This window comes from Providencia rettgeri, from assembly GCF_023205015.1.
In the GTDB taxonomy this organism is placed as follows: Bacteria; Pseudomonadota; Gammaproteobacteria; order Enterobacterales; family Enterobacteriaceae; genus Providencia; species Providencia rettgeri_E.
Genome location: NZ_CP096258.1, coordinates 1,016,812 through 1,034,330 on the forward strand (window position 1 = coordinate 1,016,812; position 17,519 = coordinate 1,034,330).

21 protein-coding genes are annotated in these 17,519 nt (G+C 40.6%); 8 read left to right on the forward strand and 13 right to left on the reverse strand.

Annotated elements, in window-relative coordinates; all coding sequences use genetic code 11:
• Positions 1 to 12 precede the first annotated feature (12 nt).
• Together M0M83_RS04355 and M0M83_RS04360 are read right to left on the reverse strand one after the other, a co-directional pair.
• Positions 13 to 363: a DUF4440 domain-containing protein gene (locus M0M83_RS04355; protein WP_248467688.1), complete on the reverse strand. Its 351-nt coding sequence runs from the start codon at positions 361 to 363 to the stop codon at positions 13 to 15.
• Positions 363 to 1,220: a LysR substrate-binding domain-containing protein gene (locus M0M83_RS04360; protein ID WP_248467690.1), complete on the reverse strand. Its 858-nt coding sequence runs from the start codon at positions 1,218 to 1,220 to the stop codon at positions 363 to 365. Before M0M83_RS04360 ends, M0M83_RS04355 begins: the two co-directional genes overlap by 1 nt.
• An 84-nt stretch (positions 1,221 to 1,304) precedes the next feature.
• Between M0M83_RS04360 and M0M83_RS04365 the strand changes: the two genes are divergently transcribed.
• The 8 genes from M0M83_RS04365 to M0M83_RS04400 all read left to right on the forward strand — a co-directional run bounded on the left by M0M83_RS04365 (position 1,305) and on the right by M0M83_RS04400 (position 9,737).
• Entirely contained in the window at positions 1,305 to 1,991 is a 687-nt protein-coding gene (locus tag M0M83_RS04365) for an ankyrin repeat domain-containing protein (protein ID WP_213912927.1), read from the forward strand.
• Positions 1,991 to 2,458 (forward strand): nucleoside deaminase, encoded by a 468-nt coding sequence (locus M0M83_RS04370; RefSeq protein ID WP_125892024.1) that lies wholly within the window; start codon positions 1,991 to 1,993, stop codon positions 2,456 to 2,458. Before M0M83_RS04365 ends, M0M83_RS04370 begins: the two co-directional genes overlap by 1 nt.
• Complete coding sequence (locus M0M83_RS04375) at positions 2,455 to 3,636, forward strand: cyanate transporter (protein WP_213912926.1); 1,182 nt, start codon at positions 2,455 to 2,457, stop codon at positions 3,634 to 3,636. The genes M0M83_RS04370 and M0M83_RS04375 overlap by 4 nt, the downstream gene beginning before the upstream one ends.
• A gap of 97 nt (positions 3,637 to 3,733) precedes the next feature.
• A complete protein-coding gene (locus M0M83_RS04380) occupies positions 3,734 to 4,603 on the forward strand; it encodes a helix-turn-helix transcriptional regulator (RefSeq protein ID WP_213912925.1) in 870 nt (289 codons plus the stop codon).
• Between the two features lie 107 nt (positions 4,604 to 4,710).
• On the forward strand, positions 4,711 to 6,849 hold the full coding sequence (locus M0M83_RS04385) for a TonB-dependent siderophore receptor (protein WP_213912924.1): 2,139 nt from the start codon (positions 4,711 to 4,713) through the stop codon (positions 6,847 to 6,849).
• The gene (locus M0M83_RS04390; protein ID WP_125892030.1) at positions 6,849 to 7,100 is read left to right on the forward strand and encodes a hypothetical protein; all 252 of its coding nucleotides are present in this window, start codon (positions 6,849 to 6,851) and stop codon (positions 7,098 to 7,100) included. The genes M0M83_RS04385 and M0M83_RS04390 overlap by 1 nt, the downstream gene beginning before the upstream one ends.
• On the forward strand, positions 7,097 to 8,536 hold the full coding sequence (locus M0M83_RS04395) for a PepSY-associated TM helix domain-containing protein (RefSeq protein WP_248467693.1): 1,440 nt from the start codon (positions 7,097 to 7,099) through the stop codon (positions 8,534 to 8,536). The genes M0M83_RS04390 and M0M83_RS04395 overlap by 4 nt, the downstream gene beginning before the upstream one ends.
• A complete protein-coding gene (locus M0M83_RS04400; RefSeq protein ID WP_213912922.1) occupies positions 8,514 to 9,737 on the forward strand; it encodes a RhtX/FptX family siderophore transporter in 1,224 nt (407 codons plus the stop codon). Before M0M83_RS04395 ends, M0M83_RS04400 begins: the two co-directional genes overlap by 23 nt.
• A gap of 17 nt (positions 9,738 to 9,754) precedes the next feature.
• On the opposite strand, the gene M0M83_RS04405 is transcribed toward M0M83_RS04400, so the two are convergent.
• The 11 genes from M0M83_RS04405 to M0M83_RS04455 all read right to left on the reverse strand — a co-directional run bounded on the left by M0M83_RS04405 (position 9,755) and on the right by M0M83_RS04455 (position 17,506).
• A complete protein-coding gene (locus M0M83_RS04405) occupies positions 9,755 to 10,147 on the reverse strand; it encodes a hypothetical protein (RefSeq protein WP_213912921.1) in 393 nt (130 codons plus the stop codon).
• On the reverse strand, positions 10,144 to 10,686 hold the full coding sequence (locus tag M0M83_RS04410; protein WP_213912920.1) for a LemA family protein: 543 nt from the start codon (positions 10,684 to 10,686) through the stop codon (positions 10,144 to 10,146). Before M0M83_RS04410 ends, M0M83_RS04405 begins: the two co-directional genes overlap by 4 nt.
• A 1-nt stretch (position 10,687) precedes the next feature.
• Complete coding sequence (locus M0M83_RS04415) at positions 10,688 to 11,728, reverse strand: hypothetical protein (protein WP_213913014.1); 1,041 nt, start codon at positions 11,726 to 11,728, stop codon at positions 10,688 to 10,690.
• Positions 11,729 to 11,757: 29 nt separating this feature from the next.
• Complete coding sequence (locus M0M83_RS04420; protein WP_248467695.1) at positions 11,758 to 12,315, reverse strand: LemA family protein; 558 nt, start codon at positions 12,313 to 12,315, stop codon at positions 11,758 to 11,760.
• Positions 12,316 to 12,467: 152 nt separating this feature from the next.
• Entirely contained in the window at positions 12,468 to 12,731 is a 264-nt protein-coding gene (locus tag M0M83_RS04425) for a helix-turn-helix domain-containing protein (protein ID WP_125892043.1), read from the reverse strand.
• A 124-nt stretch (positions 12,732 to 12,855) separates the two neighbouring features.
• On the reverse strand, positions 12,856 to 14,226 hold the full coding sequence (locus M0M83_RS04430) for an O-antigen ligase family protein (RefSeq protein WP_248467697.1): 1,371 nt from the start codon (positions 14,224 to 14,226) through the stop codon (positions 12,856 to 12,858).
• 19 nt (positions 14,227 to 14,245) lie between these two features.
• Positions 14,246 to 15,337 (reverse strand): adhesin, encoded by a 1,092-nt coding sequence (locus M0M83_RS04435; RefSeq protein ID WP_213912917.1) that lies wholly within the window; start codon positions 15,335 to 15,337, stop codon positions 14,246 to 14,248.
• A gap of 15 nt (positions 15,338 to 15,352) precedes the next feature.
• The gene (locus M0M83_RS04440; protein ID WP_248467699.1) at positions 15,353 to 15,859 is read right to left on the reverse strand and encodes a fimbrial protein; all 507 of its coding nucleotides are present in this window, start codon (positions 15,857 to 15,859) and stop codon (positions 15,353 to 15,355) included.
• A gap of 10 nt (positions 15,860 to 15,869) precedes the next feature.
• Positions 15,870 to 16,406, reverse strand: coding sequence for a fimbrial protein (locus M0M83_RS04445; protein WP_248467700.1), 537 nt, complete (start codon positions 16,404 to 16,406; stop codon positions 15,870 to 15,872).
• On the reverse strand, positions 16,399 to 16,749 hold the full coding sequence (locus tag M0M83_RS21680; protein ID WP_213912916.1) for a hypothetical protein: 351 nt from the start codon (positions 16,747 to 16,749) through the stop codon (positions 16,399 to 16,401). Before M0M83_RS21680 ends, M0M83_RS04445 begins: the two co-directional genes overlap by 8 nt.
• A 28-nt stretch (positions 16,750 to 16,777) precedes the next feature.
• On the reverse strand, positions 16,778 to 17,506 hold the full coding sequence (locus M0M83_RS04455) for a fimbrial biogenesis chaperone (RefSeq protein WP_125892054.1): 729 nt from the start codon (positions 17,504 to 17,506) through the stop codon (positions 16,778 to 16,780).
• Positions 17,507 to 17,519 lie beyond the last annotated feature (13 nt).

A 17,519-nucleotide genomic window follows, 5' to 3' on the forward strand; every position in this document is an offset into this window, starting at 1 on the left:
TCCACTTTATTGTTAATTTGAGGGTGTCCCTTGATGAAACCTTAATTGCCATTGGTTTGCTGAATTTTTTAGCCAAATAGATGAGCGGTTAGTTAGTTTGGTTTTACCCCCATCTTGTTGTTCAAAACTGATATAAGTCATTAACACCGTATTATCACTTAATTGCGAGCAGTGGAAGTTTTCGGCGTAAATCGTTTTAGCTGTTTCATTAGCCAATGACGCTAAGGTATCGAGTTTATCGGTTGAAAAGCCAGAACGACCAAATTCAAAAAAATCCTCATGTAATATCTCGCGAAGAAAATTGCTATTCTGTCGGTTAGTACTGTTATGTAATTTTTTCTCTAATTCAATTAGTTTATTCATCACTCGCGCTCTCCCAATTGTTGTGCCAGTTTTTCGGCGAGTTGAGTCACCGTATCCGAAGTATTTGCTTGGAAATGCATGGCAATTTCCATTTTTTGTGCGGCAGGGAAACCTTCATCTTCTGTTAAAATACGGTGTTGTGGTAGCTTAGCTCGCAGTGGTAGCAAGCTGATCCCTAAGCCATCCGTAATCGCGCTTTGAATACCCGCAAGACTTGAGCAGGTATAAGTAATGTGCCAAGGGCGGTGCTCGTTATCTAATAACTTAAACATATCATTGCGGTATAACCCATTCTCAGGGAAAACAATGAGCGGAACAGAGTCACTATTGAGTAATTGTCGCTGATTGCTGGTTAGCCAGCACAGTGACTCAGGCCAACAGTAGTCACTCTTGAATTCCCCCTTTTTCTGCTTCACGATGATTAAATCCAATTCCCCATGTTGATAACGTTGGTGGAGCTGGCGGCTTAAACCGCTCGTAACTTCTAGCCGTACATTGGGGTTCGCTTGCATAAATGCCGCGAGTGTTGGGGTGACTTGCCCAGAAGCGAGGTCTTCAGGGAAGCCGAGGCGAATCGTTTGAATGACGGCATTGCCCGTGATTTTCATAAAGAAGGTATCATTTAGCGCCAAAATATTTTTTGCATAACTTAACAAAATCTCTCCAGTTTCGGTTAAGGTGAGTATGCGGTGTCCTCGGATAAATAAAGACTGGCCGACTAAAGTTTCTAGTCGTTGGATCTGCTGGCTCAATGTTGATTGTGTTGAATTTAAATGCTGTGAAGCCACAGTGAAATTCCCCGTTTCAGCGACGGTGACGAAGGTTTTCAATAAAACCAGATTGAGCAACGGATTCATTTTATAAATACCTATCATTTGGTTATTTAATTTTTAAATAGCATACTTTTTCAGTAGATTAAAGAGTCATAAGGGAGATTAATCATGAAAACATTCTTTTTACGTGCCAAATGGTTGGTTCACTTAGCTAACATTCTTATGATTTCATTGATATTTATGGGGAAAGGCATGGCAAATCCACAAGCTAACTCTTTGGTATCATTGGCCGAACAAGGTAATCTACAAGCAGTTAAATCCTTGGTTGAGCAAGGCGCGAATATTGAACAGCGCGATTTACGTCAACGCACTGCGTTGATGGCGGCAACCCATGAAAACCGTGTGGATGTGGCGCGCTATTTAATTGAGCGCGGTGCAGATGTGAATGCGAAGGATAACATGCAAGATTCACCGTACCTTTATTCCGGGGCGCGTGGGCTGCAAGATATTTTACTACTAACCCTGAAAAATGGGGCTGATTTAAAAAGTACTAACCGCTACGGGGGAACTGCGTTGATCCCTGCGGCAGAACGCGGACATGTAACGACAGTCAAAACCTTGATTGATGCGGGTGTTGATGTGGATCACGTTAATCGGTTGGGTTGGACTGCACTGATTGAGGCAATTATTTTAGGTGATGGTAGCGATAAGTACGCACAAATTGTCACTGAATTAATTAAAGGTGGCGCAGATGTCAATTTAGCGGATGGTTCAGGGATATCACCGTTGACGCTGGCGAAAAGTAAAGGTTACCGTAATTTAATCGAAATTCTTGAGCGTTCAGGAGCGAAATAATGTCGGATACGCAATTTTTACAACAAGCTATCAACTTAGCGATGGACAATGTGCAAGCTGGCGGACGGCCTTTTGGTGCAATAGTTGTCTGTGATGGGCAAGTGGTTGCAAGTGGCGTCAACCAAATGCTTGAGCTTAATGACCCAACCGCCCATGCGGAGCTGATGGCATTGCGTCAAGCAGGGCAAAAATTGAGCCGCGTGAAATTGGATGACTGTGTGGTTTATGCAAGTGGGCAACCTTGCCCGATGTGCTTAGCCGCGATGCGAATGGCGGGTATTTCGCGGGTCGTCTACGCTTATTCAAATGATGATGCCGCACCTTTTGGGCTTTCTACAGATGCCATTGCAAAAGCGCTGAGGGTCGCTCCTGAGCAGCAATCAGGTTTACGGTTTGAGCAATTAAAACCCAAAGATGAAACGCGCAGTATCCTGTACCAACAGTGGTGGGAACGGCAATCTCAATGAGTAAAACAGCATCATCTTCACTGGCGTTGATACTGACCATTGTCCTAGTCGGGTTGAACTTACGCCCCTTTATGACAGGGCCTGGGCCTGTCATTGACAATATCATTCAAACGACAGGGATGAGTTATCAAAGTATTTCGCTTTTAACGTTGTTACCCATGTTATTGATGGGGGTGGGGGCATTGGTTGTACCAATGCTAAACCAGCGTATAGGTGAACGAGCAGGTATCAGTGCCGCTATGCTGTTATTGCTAGTCGGCTCATTTGCTCGTTACTTTGTTGTTGATGGTGCCGCTTTATTATTAACCGCTTTTTTATGTGGTGTGGGGGCGGCTTATATTCAGTCGGTCTTTCCTGGGCTGATCAAAGCAAATTTCCCCAAAAAAATGGCGATGATGACTGGGCTATATTCAGCCACATTAATGGCAGGAGGCGCTATTGGTGCACAGCTTACGCCTTTGGTTGAAGAAATGACAGGTCATTGGCAGAGTGCCTTAGCGTGGCTTGCTTTCCCTGCTTTGTTGGCGCTGTTGGCTATTTGGGCGAATATACATACGGATCGGCGTTCGAAAGCGGATCGGGTCTCAGTGTTGACGTTCTTACGCAAGCCGAGAGCATGGTTGTTGATGGCTGGTTTTGGTCTGATTAATGCAGGGTATGGTACCGTGGTGACGTGGCTGGCACCTTTTTTCCAAGAACAGGGAATGAGTGCTGCACAAAGTGGTTCGTTTGTTGCCATATTAACGGTATTTCAGGCGTTATCTGCACTCATGATCCCCGTATTTGCTTCGCATAATATTGACCGTCGCTTTTGGTTGATTGTCACACTCAGTTGCCAAGCTCTTGGCTTTTCTGGGCTGATGTTATTTGCCAGCGATGCGCCACTTTTATGGGTTGCGTTATTAGGCATGGGGCTAGGCGGCTGCTTTGCATTAAGTATTATTACCGCTTTGGACCATCTACCTCACCCGATTAGTGCAGGGGCATTGACTTCGTTGATGCAGGCAGGGGGATTCATTATTGCCGCTTTTGGGCCACTATGTGCTGCGTGGATACAACAATTGAGCCAGAGCTTTACATGGGTGTGGGCAATGCATGTGGCCTTTGTATTAGTAACATTGATTCTTTATTTGCGTTTGAACCCTAAAAGCTACAGTCAAATCTTCAATTTAAACTGATTAATCTCCCCTTTATTTGTTGCGAATGATAATTATTGTTATCTTGGCGTTTTTTTGTCACTATACTGTTTATTTATTTGTCTAGGTAAGAGCCTTTATGCAGCAGCGTATCGAAGATAAATTCACTCAAGCGCATTCAGCCCGAGAAGAGCACTCTGTTGGGAGGTTTATTCGGATCCGTCGCGGTGAGTTTCTGATTAACCGTGATTTAGGTATTGAAGAAGAGCAAGCCGCTGGGCTAAAAATTGTGGCTATCCATCAAGGGGCTATGGGGTGCCGTAGTAGTGCTGGACAAAATGTTGAAGTGAATTCGCCTTCTTTGATTTTATCGGGTAGCCAGAAAAATTATCTATTGAATAATCAATTTTATGGCCAACAAACCATGAAATACACCATGATAGATATTTCTCCTGAATGGTTGGATGCGCAGCAATTAAGTTTACCAGATACGTGTTATCACCCAAATTCCCCAAAACTATTACAGTTGGTTATTCCTCCCAATATATTAGCAATCACGCATCAATTATTTGCTTGCCCAACTCATTCGTCATTACGTCAGCTCTATTTAAGCGCTAAAGTGTCTGAAATTACGGCATTATGCTTACATCATTCGTTATCTAGTGCGAATTCGGCGGTTATGGGTACACTACGGCAGAGAGATATTGATAGCCTGCATATGGCAAAAACTATATTGATTCAGGAAATAGAATCTCCGCCCAGTTTAGATGAACTGGCTAAGCGGTTAGGGATCAATACCCGTAAACTTACACAAGGTTTCCGTCAATTATTCGGTAACAGCATTTATGGTTGGCTGCAGGAGTACCGCTTAGAAACGGCTTTTCAACTGCTGAGTATGAATGATGCGAATATCTCAACTGTAGCTTACCAAGTCGGTTATACCCCCGCTCATTTCTCTGTTGCATTTCGCAAACGCTTTGGTATCTCCCCGAATCAACTCAAAAAATAATCATCGACGAGCCGGATAACGATAGACAAATTCCGGCAGTCGAAAGTAACCCATTACATTAATTGCTAAATTGATAACAATTATCATTTAACTTTTTAGGGTGGGAAATGCTGTCCGTTTATAACATTAAGTCACGCGGAATATTCCGCTTAACACCTTGCGCCCTTTTGTGTGCAACAGTGAGTTGGTCTGTACAAGCAAACACTGAGTTAGTACAACCGAAACAGGATGTTATACAAGTGACAGCATCCTCAGAGATTGATGATGACTATGTTGCACCCGGTGTAACAACGCTTGGGAAAATTGCTCTTAAGCCGCGAGAAGTAGCACAGTCTGTTAGCGTGATCGATAGAGAGCAAATTGAAAAGCAAAACCTACAAACCCTTGATGATGTCATGCAACGTGCAACAGGGGTCACCAGTGCACCTTATGTGAAATTAACAACCGCTTATTATGTGCGTGGCTTCCAGATTGACTCATTCGAAATTGATGGAGTGCCTGCGTTATTAGGGAATATGGCGAGTTCCCCTCAAGATATGGCGGTATACGAGCGGGTTGAAATTCTGCGGGGCTCGAATGGCTTATTGCATGGTATGGGAAACCCAGCGGCAACTGTCAATATGGTGCGAAAACATGCACCAAAAGAAAATATGGCCAAGTTGAGTTTAAGTGCCGGAAGTTGGGATCGTTATCGCGGAGAAGTGGATGTTGGCGGGCTGCTGAATCAATCTGGTTCGGTGCGTGGGCGGTTTGTCATGGCGTGGGAAGATAAAGATTATTTTTACGATGTGTCTGACCAACAAACCCGTTTGATGTACGGTACGGTCGATATCGATATTACCCCTGACACCTTGCTACGTATGGGCGCACAATTCCAAACCATTGATTCTGTTACCAATATGGCGGGCGTGCCTTTTGGTAAAGATGGCAGTGATTTACATCTGCCACGTAAAACCTATTTAGATGTGGATTGGGATCGTTTCAAGTGGGACACCTCTCGTTCATTTGCGGGTATTGAACATAAAATCAATGATGATTGGCAATATAAGCTTAACGCAGAATATCAACATGTGAATGCCCGATTACTGTATGCAGGTGCATGGGGAAATATCGACCCAGTCACGGGGGATGGGGCGATGCTAATGGGCGGCGCCTATAAATTCCGTAATGAACAAACCAGTGTAGATACCAGTTTAAACGGCAAAGTGGACGCGTGGGGGTTAACTCATGATGTAGTTGTCGGTGCAAGTTACTCACATGCCAGTGAAAAGCAATATAGCGCAGATTTAGACCCCGCCTTAAATGTGCCTGTGAATGTGTATCGTTGGGATCCTCATAGTGTACCAAAGCCGAATATTGGTGCATATAGCTCTGCTGGCGCGACCAAGACAACACAAAAAGGCGTATATGGTATGGGCCGAATTAAAGTCATTGAACCTGTGACTGTGATTGTTGGGGCTCGTGATAGCTGGTGGGATGTGAAAACGCCATCGGCAAAATTCACAGAAAATGGCCGTATTACGCCTTATGGTGGTGTGATTTGGGATTTCTCACCAGAATGGTCTTGGTATAACAGCTACTCTACCGTTTATCAGCCACAAACGGGTAAAACATGGAGTGGCAAAATGCTCAAACCCGTTGAAGGGCAAACGCTGGAAACGGGGATCAAAGGATCACTACTCAATGGTGGGTTAAATCTGTCTGGAGCCGTCTACCAAATCGATATTAAAAATAACCCTCAAATCGACCCAGAACATCCGACCGGCGGCTTTAATAATTACTTTATCAGCGGCGGTAAAGTACGTAGCCAAGGCTTTGAATTGGAAGGGATTGGTTATCTAACACCTTTCTGGGATCTGTCTGTGGGTTATACCTATACCGATACTAAATACCGTGATGACAGCCAGAACAAGGGAGAGTCCTATAACACATTGACGCCTAGACATATGCTGCGTGTTTGGTCGAATTATGATTTACCTTGGGATGAGCGCAAATGGAGCCTTGGTGGTGGCATGCAAGCACAGAGTGCCTATAGTACCAGCAATGGCAAAGTGACCTTACGCCAAGGTGGTTACGCGATTTTCAATGCGCGTTTAGGTTACCAAATCGATGAAACATGGACAGCAGCGGTTAACGTCAATAACTTATTCGACCGTCGTTATTACTCAGGGTTGTTCTCTCCTCAATGGAATAACCGCTATGGTGACCCACGTAATGTGATGTTTACGTTGAAGGCTGATTTCTAATGAAATTAGTGAGTTGCCTAGCCGTTATTGGCACTCTGTTTAGTGGGATCGTGCTATCGATGTTGATAGCACGTTTTTATCCATCAGCAGATCCGCTCGAACGCTTATATGGTGCGATATTTTTAAGTGTTATCACCACGATGGGGTTATTGGTTTATAGCCTCAGTGCATCAGATTGGCGGCAAATATTAGTACGAAGTTATAGCTGGTGGCCATTGCCATTATTTTTAATGATGGGTGGGTGGATATGAAGCATAAGCATCCGCCTTCTCTAGTTCGTCGTTTAGACCAATTACATCGCAGCGCAGGGGCGCTATTTGGCGTTTTTCTGTTTGTGATCTTTTTCACCGGGTGCTGGAGCTTAGGCAGTGACGCACTGAGGCTATGGTGGAACCAAGTGCCACTTTCAGGTGAGTTATTACCACTCGAACAGCTCCTTGCGTTGCAACCAAGTGCAACCATGATCCAATTGCCAGAACAGCACAACCCAGTGATCACTTTCTGCCAAAGTATGGGGAGATGCGAACTTAGCTATAGCGCGATTAACGGTGAATTGGTTGTATTAGACAGCCCGACAATGTGGTTAGTGACATTACATAAAAACTTATTTATGGGTTTTCCTGGACGTATTTTTATCAGTTTATTTGGTTTTGCATTCGCGGTTTTATTAATCACAGGGCTAGTGATACAACGCCGTCGAATAGCCACAATGTTGCACTTGCCACGCACCACACACTTGAAAGTGTGGCTCCATGATTTACATAGCTGGCTTGGACTATGGTGTTATCCGTGGTTAGTTTTATTTGCGTTTACCGGAGCATTATCGGGGCTAGGCGCACTCGGAACCGTTTCCCTTGGTGAAAGGGCGGCACCGGATAATTCACACATTATCATGAAAGCCCTGATGGGGGAGTTTGAGCCACTAACAACACCCGTACCCGTGGCTGAAAGCTCAATCATCGCAGCAGTCAGCACACTACAGCAAACAGTCCCTAGTTTTCTACCTCAAACCTTGTTCAAACAAGGTGATACGTGGGTAATTGGCGGTGTGCGTAATGGGCAGTTATCGACCTCTAACTTCGAGCAATATCAATTTGATAGTAAACATCGCCAGTTAGTTGCCGTGCGGGATTCTGCACAGCAAGGGATTTGGACACGTGCCTTTATTGCTATCCAACCTTTGCATTATGGGCAATACCAATGGCTACCTAAAATTAGTAACACATTGAGTTACCTTCATTTTATCGCAGGAATGAGTGGGCTGATATTGGTTTCTGTTGGCCTCGCCATGTGGTGCTGGAAAAGAATGCATAGCCTAGCCGCAAGGTTCATTGTGGGCTGTTGCGGTGGGTTGCTGCTGTCCACATGTGTGCTGTTAGCCGTAATGCCATGGTTCACTGCTTTACTGCCAATACACTTTTTTATGGTTTGGGGGATTGCATGTATCGCGAGCTTACTGTGTAAAAATGCCCAGCTTAGCTTAATGGTATCCCTTTTTCTCTCTGCCATTTTGTTGCTATTCGCATTTATCGCCTCTTATTTGTTTGGCTCGTTACCTTTTTCTCGTATCAATCTCGTTTTGTTATGTGGCGGGTTAGGGCTCCTATTTATTTTATTCGGTTGTCGAAAATTGTCATGCACAGCAAAGCGTGCACGGAGTGAGTATGAAAGATCTATTACAAAATAAACAGTTAGTGGTGACGTTGGGGTTACTTTATCTTGCGCAAGGGATACCGATGGGGATAGCAATGGATGCATTGCCTACCTTTTTACGCCATGACGGAGGAGAACTGAAAGCATTAGCTTTTTTACCATTGGTTGGCTTGCCATGGGTGGTGAAATTTTTATGGGCTTCGTTTGTTGATAACCATTGGGGAAAACGTTTAGGTCGCCGTAAAAGTTGGATTATCCCAATGCAAATTATTGTTACGGTAACGATGTTTGCGTTAAGTACCATCGGGTTGTCAGTTGCAAATGCTTTACCCTGCATAGTCTTGTTGTTTGTCGCTTCACTTGCCAGTGCTACCCAAGATATTGCAACAGATGGCATGGCTGCGGAGCAGGTCAGTGGCACAATGTTATCAAAAATTAATGCGGTCCAGATAGCTGGGGTGATGGCAGGCTTTTTTGTTGGTGGTGCAGGATTGATGATCATGAGTGAAAGTTTGGGTCAGCACCTTGCCTTGGGGGTTTTAGCTTGTGTGCCTTTACTCAGTTTAGTGTTTGTGAGTGTGTGCCCATTGAAAACGCCATCAATAACGCAGGAAATGAACGAGAAAGCGAGCCTATTAAAAACGGTTAAACGCCGCGGTGCTCCTCGTTTACTGTTATTAACCTTACTTTCTGCGGTGACGGCGGTTTCCGGTTTTGGTTTAGCCAAATTATTCCTAAATGATGCGGGTTGGTCATTAGCGCAGATTGGTAAAATGGGTATGGCTGGAGGAATGGTAACGTTGATCCTTGGTTGCGGTGGTGGGGCGTGGTTAATCGGTAAAATCGGTGTGTGGCGTGCTTTCTCATTTGGTCTATTATTTGCTTTGTTATCTTCACTGTTATGGTTGTTGCAATCCGTTAATGGTGTTTCTATTTCTTTAGTTGCACTGTGTATTACATTTGGCTCGTTATCTGCGGGGGTCACCTCAGTCGCGATAATGACAGCGGGGATGCAATTTGCATCGCGCTATCAGCAAGCGGGAACGGACATGACCGCGGTACAAAGCACACGGGACATTGGAGAGTTAGTCAGTTCAATGATGCTTGTTGGTTTAACTGCAGCGGTAGGCTATTCAGGCGGGTTTATATTAGGGGCGTTAATTGCCTTTATTGCGTTGCTAGTGACATTTTCACATTACCGCTATATGCAGCGATTAGAAACAGAGCGAGTTTAATATAAATAGATCCGGTGCTATTTTTTACGTTTCTTATTTTGTTTTTTTATTTCTTTATTCGCTTTCTTTTCAATGGAATTGAAGTAGATATCTAAATAATGTCGGTTGCTTAAAAATACAATTAGGCAACTGGCAACAATGACAACCCAGACAAGTTGCAGCTTAATCGAATTTTCAATACTGAAAAGGAGCAATAGTGGGATCATGACCATCATGCTTATGAAAATGGAGCACAATAACGCGCCAGCAATATAGAGCGAGTACTTTTTTAACCCGACTATATTGAGGATGGTAAGCACAACAAAAGTTAACAGTAGCGTACCAAATGTTGCAAACATAATAATCAGCCCAGCCTCTTGCTCAATGAGCCAATCCGTGAAACCAAACCAAGAAAAAGGGATACTTATCATTGTAAGCGCTCCTGTTTACTAAATAGTAGGGGGATATCTTTAAAACGAAATAATCTGGCAAAAATAAGATTGGGGAAAACATGAATATCCGTATTGTAGAGTGTGACGGTTTGGTTGAAAAACTCACGCCGGTCTGCAATTTGGTCTTCAATATGTTTTACTTGGGTTTGTAATTCCATTAACACCGCTTTACTGATTAGTGTTGGATATTTTTCAGCGACAGCAATCAGTGGCTTTATTTTTGATGGGTACTGGTTTGCGGTATCGACTTTGGTTTCAATCGCGGTGCTCGATAAATAGCGCTGGCGGCTTGCCATTAATTCACTAAATAGCTGCTTTTCATGTGCCATCGCTTTATCTGCAACTTGGGTTAATACAGGAACTAATTCAACTTGCTTCTTTAATAACACATCAATATTCGCGAATGCCTTATGGCAATTATTTTTTAAAAATATAATATTATTATAAATATTAATAAAATAGCGTATAAAAACATAGCCAATAACAGCGATAATGATGAAAAAAATAAGCTTTTCCATGTTAGTCATCACCAAATAATGCAATTTGGTCGAAATGCATATTGAGCTGACCATTTTGGTAATCCATTGGGGTCACTAGAATGACACCAATCAGTAAAAGCGCAATCATGGCAGTAATGGCGATGTTTCGACGTAATGGACCCGTTTTGTTCCAACGAACAACATAGTCTGAGGGGGAGACACCTAATAGCATATGAGGTGCTTTACGTATAATAATCGACTCGCCTTTTTCGTTAGCGTCTGCTGTACCAATTAATAAATAACTGCGATTTGGTTCAAGTAAATACTCTTTGTAACGGCGGTTACCGCTTTCAACATCCATATGAGGCTCTAAGCCCGGGTAAACGAAATAATCAGGGTCACATTCTACTTTAACAGAGCCTGTATCATCCGTTAGAGTAAAGCTGTGCATGTTGCATTGACTATTTTGTAAGGTATAGCTTTTTTTACCATCTTTATCTTTTGATATTGAATATTCAAAATAAAACGAGCCATAGCAGGTTTTATTACCTAGTTGGCTTTTAATGACAGTGCCTGCCGTGATTTTTCCTTCAACTTCCACAAGCCCCATTGCCATTGAACGTATTTTGGAAGTGGCTAGGTTTTTCTGGAATTTTAAGAAGCGCCTGGTTGGTGTATTTTCAATTGCTTTAAATACGAAGGCTAAGACAAATGCGATAAAAAATACCCGCATGTCGATAAAGAACCCAGCAAATAGGCAAGTGGCGATCAGCATTCCTACAAGGACTTTCAGAAATGCACTAAACTTTGATGAACCTTCATTTTGTAAGCGTTGATAACGTTGATAACCAACTTTGCTCGCTTTGACAACATTACGGGTAATAAAAAAGGTGATGACGAGTACAATGACGTAATAAATAATTCTGGCATAGTCGCCTATAGCAGGAGATAGTGAGTACCACATACCGCAAGCAACACTAATAAACGGGATGATGCCCCAATTTATTTTTTTATTTATCGAAAATTTGTTATCGATAAATAAAATTAAAGCGCCAATGACGGCTCCGAGTAAAAAATACATATTCACGTATTCGTACCTTTACACTGACATCATTTAAATTGGACACCTTGATATTTTTTCTCATCTTCAGAAATATCAAGTAATGGCAGAGCTGTAAAACGAAAGGCATTCGCAATCAGGCTATCTGGAAACATTTGTATCGCGGTATTGTACTCTGTTGTTGCATCATTAAAGCTTTCACGTCGTTGAGCAATTTTATTTTCAACTTCACTTAAGGCGATTTGTAGTTGTGTGAATTGCTCTCCAGAGATCAACGTAGGGTAGTTTTCTGCAATGGCAACAAGATTGCTGAGTGCACGGTTCATTTCATTTGATGCCGCAATTTTTTCATTCATATTTTGGGCATTAAAATAGCGTTGGCGTGCATCACTTAATGAGGTAAATAATGCTTTCTCATGTTCCATTGCTTTTTCTGTAATGGTAACGAGTTGTGGGATTTGGTCTGCACGCTGCTTTAAAATAACATCAATATTAGCAAATTGGTTGCTGACTTGATTACGGGCGTTGATTAGGCGGTTATAAATAGAGACCCCCCAGCCTACGGCCAATAATAGCAAAATAAATACAACAATAAGTGTGATGGTCATTTGGGTGCCTTTTAACTCCATGATATGTAGCTTGAATTAAAAATATAAGAGCCTTGTGGCTTATGCAATCAGAAAAGAATGAAAGTTAGGTTAGAATAAAGAAAATCTGATCTTGTTTAATGGCAAGATCAGATCATACTCTTGAATAGTGCTTAAAGATTTATATCTGCAAACGATTGGTTACCATAGACATTTTGTTCGAGAAAATAATCTAGGTCACACTGCAATACATTGGCAAATATACAGAGTCGATGGATCGTAAAATTCTGCGTGCCACGTTCATAACGGGAGATTTGTTGTTGGCTTAACCCTGATTTTTGGCCTAGCGTATGAGCGGTCCATCCCATTTGTAGGCGACGTTTGCGAAGTTGAAAACCAATGTAGCTATTTGAAATTTCAGTTTGATATATTCTCATGATTTTGTCCTGATATATATGCACTAGGTTAGTGCTAATAATTTTTATATGGTTCTATCTTTACTTTTTTAACTAAAATAGTAAGGTTAGATATTTTAGTTATTAAGTTTTGTTAATGTTAGTTTTAATAGAAAGGTTTTTCTCCATTAAATAAAAATAGTCCAATGATGAAAATACCCGCTCCAAAAATAAATGTAATTAGGCTTAAAATAGATGATAGTTGCTTGTTAATATAAAGTATTTTTTGGTTTTCTAATGCAAATGCAGCATCAGAAAAAGATAAGAATAAAATAATAATTCCCCAATGTAATACTGACAGTAAAAAAGGGTATTCAAGATTACTATAAATAATTACTGGTGTTATTGATAATATTAGTGCTAGAGGATAACCATTACCATTTGTTTTATATTTTATAAAAGATTGAAATATGACATAAATCCCCCCTGTTAATAATAAAGACATAAATAATAAGTTGATATATCCGCCACTCATTACCCAGAGTAAAATGTCATTGTGAGGGTGTGGGACAATATACATTTTAGGGCTTAGAAATGGAATTGCTGTCCTTGTATCGTTATCTTCAAATAAAAATGATTGTTCCCATGCGTCATAAGGTTTTTCTAAAAATAGGGTTATAGAAAAACGTAGCATTTGTTTTAAATGAAATTGGTTAATCACATCAATAGCTATATATTGAGGGCATAGTTTTATTAAGTAAATTCCAATAAATACCGCAATGGCTATAATAAAGTAACTGGCACTAGTTCTGAGTTGATTTTTTTTATAAAAAAGACAGATAAAAATAAATGCACATACGGCAAAGCTTAGCCATGCAATGATAGACTGTAATACCACTAAAACCAGTGTAAACAGCAGAATACAGACTCCAAGTAAAACGGCTCTTATTTTCTCATGCTTTTCAGATGATAAAGAAAATTGAGACAAAACCAGTGTCATCAAAGATAACAAACACGCAGTGGCCATATTGACTGATAATATATTGACTTGTTGTGATAGCCCATTTGACCGCATACCAGAGGCAAGATAAAAAATATCTGCTTCAAATATATATTGATACGCAGTCAGAAATACTTGAACTACACTAATTATTATATAGCAGTAGATACAAGATGATTGAATAAACCATTTTTTTCTCACTTGTAATCCTGAGATATATAATAATACCCCGATTGTTATTCCAGGCCAGTACCAAAAATCAATGTCACTATTTTTCCCTTTCTGTGTGGTGAGTTCAATTATTAAAATAATCAGTGATAAACAATAACAAATAGCCGGTAATGTAATGAGGATTTTTATTTTATGATAAAAAACGGTAAGTGCAATAATGGATATTATTAAGCTGATAACTAACCAGCTAATAATATTCTGAGGCAGCGATTGTCTCAAACTACCTAAACTATCGATATAAATAAGGCTGGCAAGGAGCCAAATAATAAATATAGCGATAAAAATTGCACGGGAGAGCATTATCATGTTTATATCATTAATTAAACTATAAGTAGTTTGCTATTAACCAAGCACTTCCTATATATTTACCAGGTTCAGCATTGGTACCTGAAAGGTGACTCTCAATTTGAATGTGTTTAATTTTCTCAATTGTTGTTTCAATCTTTTTTCCTCTCTGATTACTTTGTGGGTCATACAGAGAGAGTTCTGAATAAATTGTATTTTTACCTGATTTTAGAGGGACTCTTTTTTGTGGGTCATTATCAGTAACATAATCCAAGCTAAATCTGACTTTTACAGATTGTGTGCGCTCACATTGATATGTGGCAGTACTGGTTACTTTACTATCAAATTCCTGAGAATCTAATTGATGATGATTGATGTTCAAATTATCGATGTTCGCTTTACAGTTTGATGAATAAAAAATTGTTGCAGGGGCGAGATTTAACCTTATGCTCGCTAAATCTGCAGGAACATTTACGTCAGGAACCCCAGGGTCTTGGAACATACGGGTATAGCCAGCGAACATCCCCGATGGAATAACAATTTTGCCATTTAATGGTAGCTCCTTTACATAAATGCGTAACTCAAAAGGAAATTGAGTCGTAAACAATGAAGTTGCATGAGTATCACTACTGTGTTTACCAGAGCATGCAAGAGCTTCAATGTTTTGCCAACCTCGGGTAAGACCTTTTTCGGAGTGGAGAGTAAAAAAGGTGCTATTATTGATACGATATGCAGTTAGACCTTTTATGGTAAACCCAGCTTCTGGTTTATAAGGAAAAATACGATGAAAAGCATACTCAGCAGCAATACCGGAGCTCCACCAACCTTGTAAATAATTCACTCTACACTCTAATGAACCTGATGGTTGAGCGCTGTTTCTATCAACGATAATGCCTTCTTGATTAGGGGGCGCGATTAAATATAGTTTCTCACCCGTACTACTTATTATGGGCTCATCTGCGACTACTGGGTTAGCTGGTATTATATCTATCGTATAGGTACCTCCATATGGAGCATAGCGACTTGGACCTAAGAAGGCGTGTGAGCTTACGCTATAACTTAATAGCGACAGGAACAGTACGATTAGCAACAAGAATAGTACTATTAAAGATCTTTTAGATATTTTTTTCATGTAAATGACCTATTATTAATAATAATCAACCATGATTGATAATGACGCATTAAATGGGCCAGCTTTGAGTGTTTCAATTGCTTGGCTTGTGACTAACTGAGAATGTAATTGTAATAGAGCTATTCTTCCTCGAATGGTTGGGAAAATAGGCTCCCACATTTGTAAATTAATTGCGGCATCATTATTTTCTTGAGTGAAACGTATTCCTAGCCCTCTAGTTGATGTTTCAAGAACGGTCTCGTTATTAACTGTTAAAATGGAGCCTTCTTTAGGGGATAAATAAATCCCTAAGTTCTTTTTTAAATCACAACTATCAATTGCAATTTCAAAAGATTTTTTTCCTTCACTTAAGAGTTCTCTTTCTACATCAAAAAAATTAATATTTAGAGCATTGCTACCATGTCCAACAGACACGGAACAAGCTGGACGAATTAAATTTGCTTCTAAAGTTAAAAGGACATCTGCTTTTAGGTGGTTTGAAGTGATAAATAATAAAATAATCACCAATTTTAATATTTTCATTGCACTTTCCTTATTGGTAATCTAGGTTGAAAGTTACCAATGATGAAAAACCTCCGGCGATAAGTGGGGAATTAAATGGTTTTTGTGCATATATCCCAAATAACATAGTATTAATTGAGCCTTCACCGGATTCTGTAATTGTGCCTATATCTATAGGTGTATTAAATGTCAGAGGTTGGTGAGTCTTACTATTAATTAAAGCTAATAATACGGTCGATTCACCTGTTGGTTTTAAATATGTGATGCCATTATAAGTTTCTATATTTTTGGCATTTAAAGTGATTCTTACCGTTTTATTCAGGTGCATTTCTGCACAATTTACAATATCAAGTTTAAAAGGATAAACATCGGACTGCCCGTGCTTTTCTAGCTCAGAGAATCGTAGCTGCGATAACAAAATAGTTTTTTTAACATCGTTGCTGGATAAATGGCAACGAAGTGGCAGCAAGTTTCCTTCAAAATAGATTGATAACGAACTTGCTAAGCTATTTGAGTTAACAAACAATACAAAAATGATGCTGAGCATTAGCGTCAATGCATTAGTCATAAATCATCTCCAAACGGTGTGTAGAGCGTCCAGTAGGAAGAGAAAACATCATATTTTTACTTGTATTCAGAGTTGATGCTAAATACCGTTGACCTGCAAACTTCAATGTGAAGGGGGACCAAGTTTGGTTATAAGCTGTAGGTAAGCAATGTATCAAGCTGACATTGAGTTGATAAACAGTTGAATTCACATGACTTACATCACGCTGTATTGTTACTTTTGGCTGGCAAGGTGCTGTCACCAGACGTGCGTGGACATACAGGGTACCCGTCGTTTGTAATGGTAGTTCTGCAGAAAATGCTGGCATTGCTAGTATCCATAACGCTAAGTGATGTAATTTCATATTGATAGTCCTGCTCATTTGGTGTGAATCATTCAGTCACGCTACATTGTGATGCTTGGCACTTGAATGCTAATGATGGTTTTCCACCATAATCATTGATATAAGTTAGATAAGGTGTCGCAAATTTGGCTGATTTGAAGTTATACGTCGATTGTGGTGCAACCATAACGGCTTCAAAATCACTTTGTTCAGCTTGTTTTTGGCTGTTACCTAAACCAATGACAGTAAGATAAAAGCCTGTCGGGTTATGGAGCTGATAACCATTAGATGTTGCTGTTAATGAGATTTTTTTTGTCCATTCTTTCTTACTTTCGGCGACGATACTTTCTGGGCGATAAAATAGCTTTACACGACTCTGTAGCGCAATTTGCAGCACTCCAGCCTCTGTCGACTTTGGTGGGATTTCGCGTAAGTTATAGTAAAATAACGATTCTCTATCTTGAGGTAGCTGACTAATCTCAGGAGAAGTACTTAATCGCACTAGGCTGGTGGATTTTGGCTCCATACGCTGAATTGGTGGCGTAGCAATAATAGGGCCAGTTTCCAATTTTTTTTCAGCATCATTTTCTAACCATGATTGCGCTAAATAAGGCAATTCAGGATTATCATTACGTATTGTGATATTAATGGATTGCTGGGTTCCATCAAAAATAATACGGGTACGATCCAGCGTGACAGCAGCTTGAGCGGATGTGCTAAACCACAAGGCGATAGCTAATACGGTGGTTCGAATATCAAATAGGGTGCTTAATTTCATCTTAGTTCTCTTA

Excerpts from the sequence above, each read along its gene's own strand:
- M0M83_RS04355 (WP_248467688.1), bottom strand. The coding sequence starts at position 363 with ATGAATAAACTAATTGAATTAGAGAAAAAATTACATAACAGTACTAAC.
- M0M83_RS04360 (WP_248467690.1), bottom strand. The coding sequence starts at position 1,220 with ATGAATCCGTTGCTCAATCTGGTTTTATTGAAAACCTTCGTCACCGTC.
- M0M83_RS04365 (WP_213912927.1), top strand. The coding sequence starts at position 1,305 with ATGAAAACATTCTTTTTACGTGCCAAATGGTTGGTTCACTTAGCTAAC.
- M0M83_RS04370 (WP_125892024.1), top strand. The coding sequence starts at position 1,991 with ATGTCGGATACGCAATTTTTACAACAAGCTATCAACTTAGCGATGGAC.
- M0M83_RS04375 (WP_213912926.1), top strand. The coding sequence starts at position 2,455 with ATGAGTAAAACAGCATCATCTTCACTGGCGTTGATACTGACCATTGTC.
- M0M83_RS04380 (WP_213912925.1), top strand. The coding sequence starts at position 3,734 with ATGCAGCAGCGTATCGAAGATAAATTCACTCAAGCGCATTCAGCCCGA.
- M0M83_RS04385 (WP_213912924.1), top strand. The coding sequence starts at position 4,711 with ATGCTGTCCGTTTATAACATTAAGTCACGCGGAATATTCCGCTTAACA.
- M0M83_RS04390 (WP_125892030.1), top strand. The coding sequence starts at position 6,849 with ATGAAATTAGTGAGTTGCCTAGCCGTTATTGGCACTCTGTTTAGTGGG.
- M0M83_RS04395 (WP_248467693.1), top strand. The coding sequence starts at position 7,097 with ATGAAGCATAAGCATCCGCCTTCTCTAGTTCGTCGTTTAGACCAATTA.
- M0M83_RS04400 (WP_213912922.1), top strand. The coding sequence starts at position 8,514 with ATGAAAGATCTATTACAAAATAAACAGTTAGTGGTGACGTTGGGGTTA.
- M0M83_RS04405 (WP_213912921.1), bottom strand. The coding sequence starts at position 10,147 with ATGATAAGTATCCCTTTTTCTTGGTTTGGTTTCACGGATTGGCTCATT.
- M0M83_RS04410 (WP_213912920.1), bottom strand. The coding sequence starts at position 10,686 with ATGGAAAAGCTTATTTTTTTCATCATTATCGCTGTTATTGGCTATGTT.
- M0M83_RS04415 (WP_213913014.1), bottom strand. The coding sequence starts at position 11,728 with ATGTATTTTTTACTCGGAGCCGTCATTGGCGCTTTAATTTTATTTATC.
- M0M83_RS04420 (WP_248467695.1), bottom strand. The coding sequence starts at position 12,315 with ATGACCATCACACTTATTGTTGTATTTATTTTGCTATTATTGGCCGTA.
- M0M83_RS04425 (WP_125892043.1), bottom strand. The coding sequence starts at position 12,731 with ATGAGAATATATCAAACTGAAATTTCAAATAGCTACATTGGTTTTCAA.
- M0M83_RS04430 (WP_248467697.1), bottom strand. The coding sequence starts at position 14,226 with ATGATAATGCTCTCCCGTGCAATTTTTATCGCTATATTTATTATTTGG.
- M0M83_RS04435 (WP_213912917.1), bottom strand. The coding sequence starts at position 15,337 with ATGAAAAAAATATCTAAAAGATCTTTAATAGTACTATTCTTGTTGCTA.
- M0M83_RS04440 (WP_248467699.1), bottom strand. The coding sequence starts at position 15,859 with ATGAAAATATTAAAATTGGTGATTATTTTATTATTTATCACTTCAAAC.
- M0M83_RS04445 (WP_248467700.1), bottom strand. The coding sequence starts at position 16,406 with ATGACTAATGCATTGACGCTAATGCTCAGCATCATTTTTGTATTGTTT.
- M0M83_RS21680 (WP_213912916.1), bottom strand. The coding sequence starts at position 16,749 with ATGAAATTACATCACTTAGCGTTATGGATACTAGCAATGCCAGCATTT.
- M0M83_RS04455 (WP_125892054.1), bottom strand. The coding sequence starts at position 17,506 with ATGAAATTAAGCACCCTATTTGATATTCGAACCACCGTATTAGCTATC.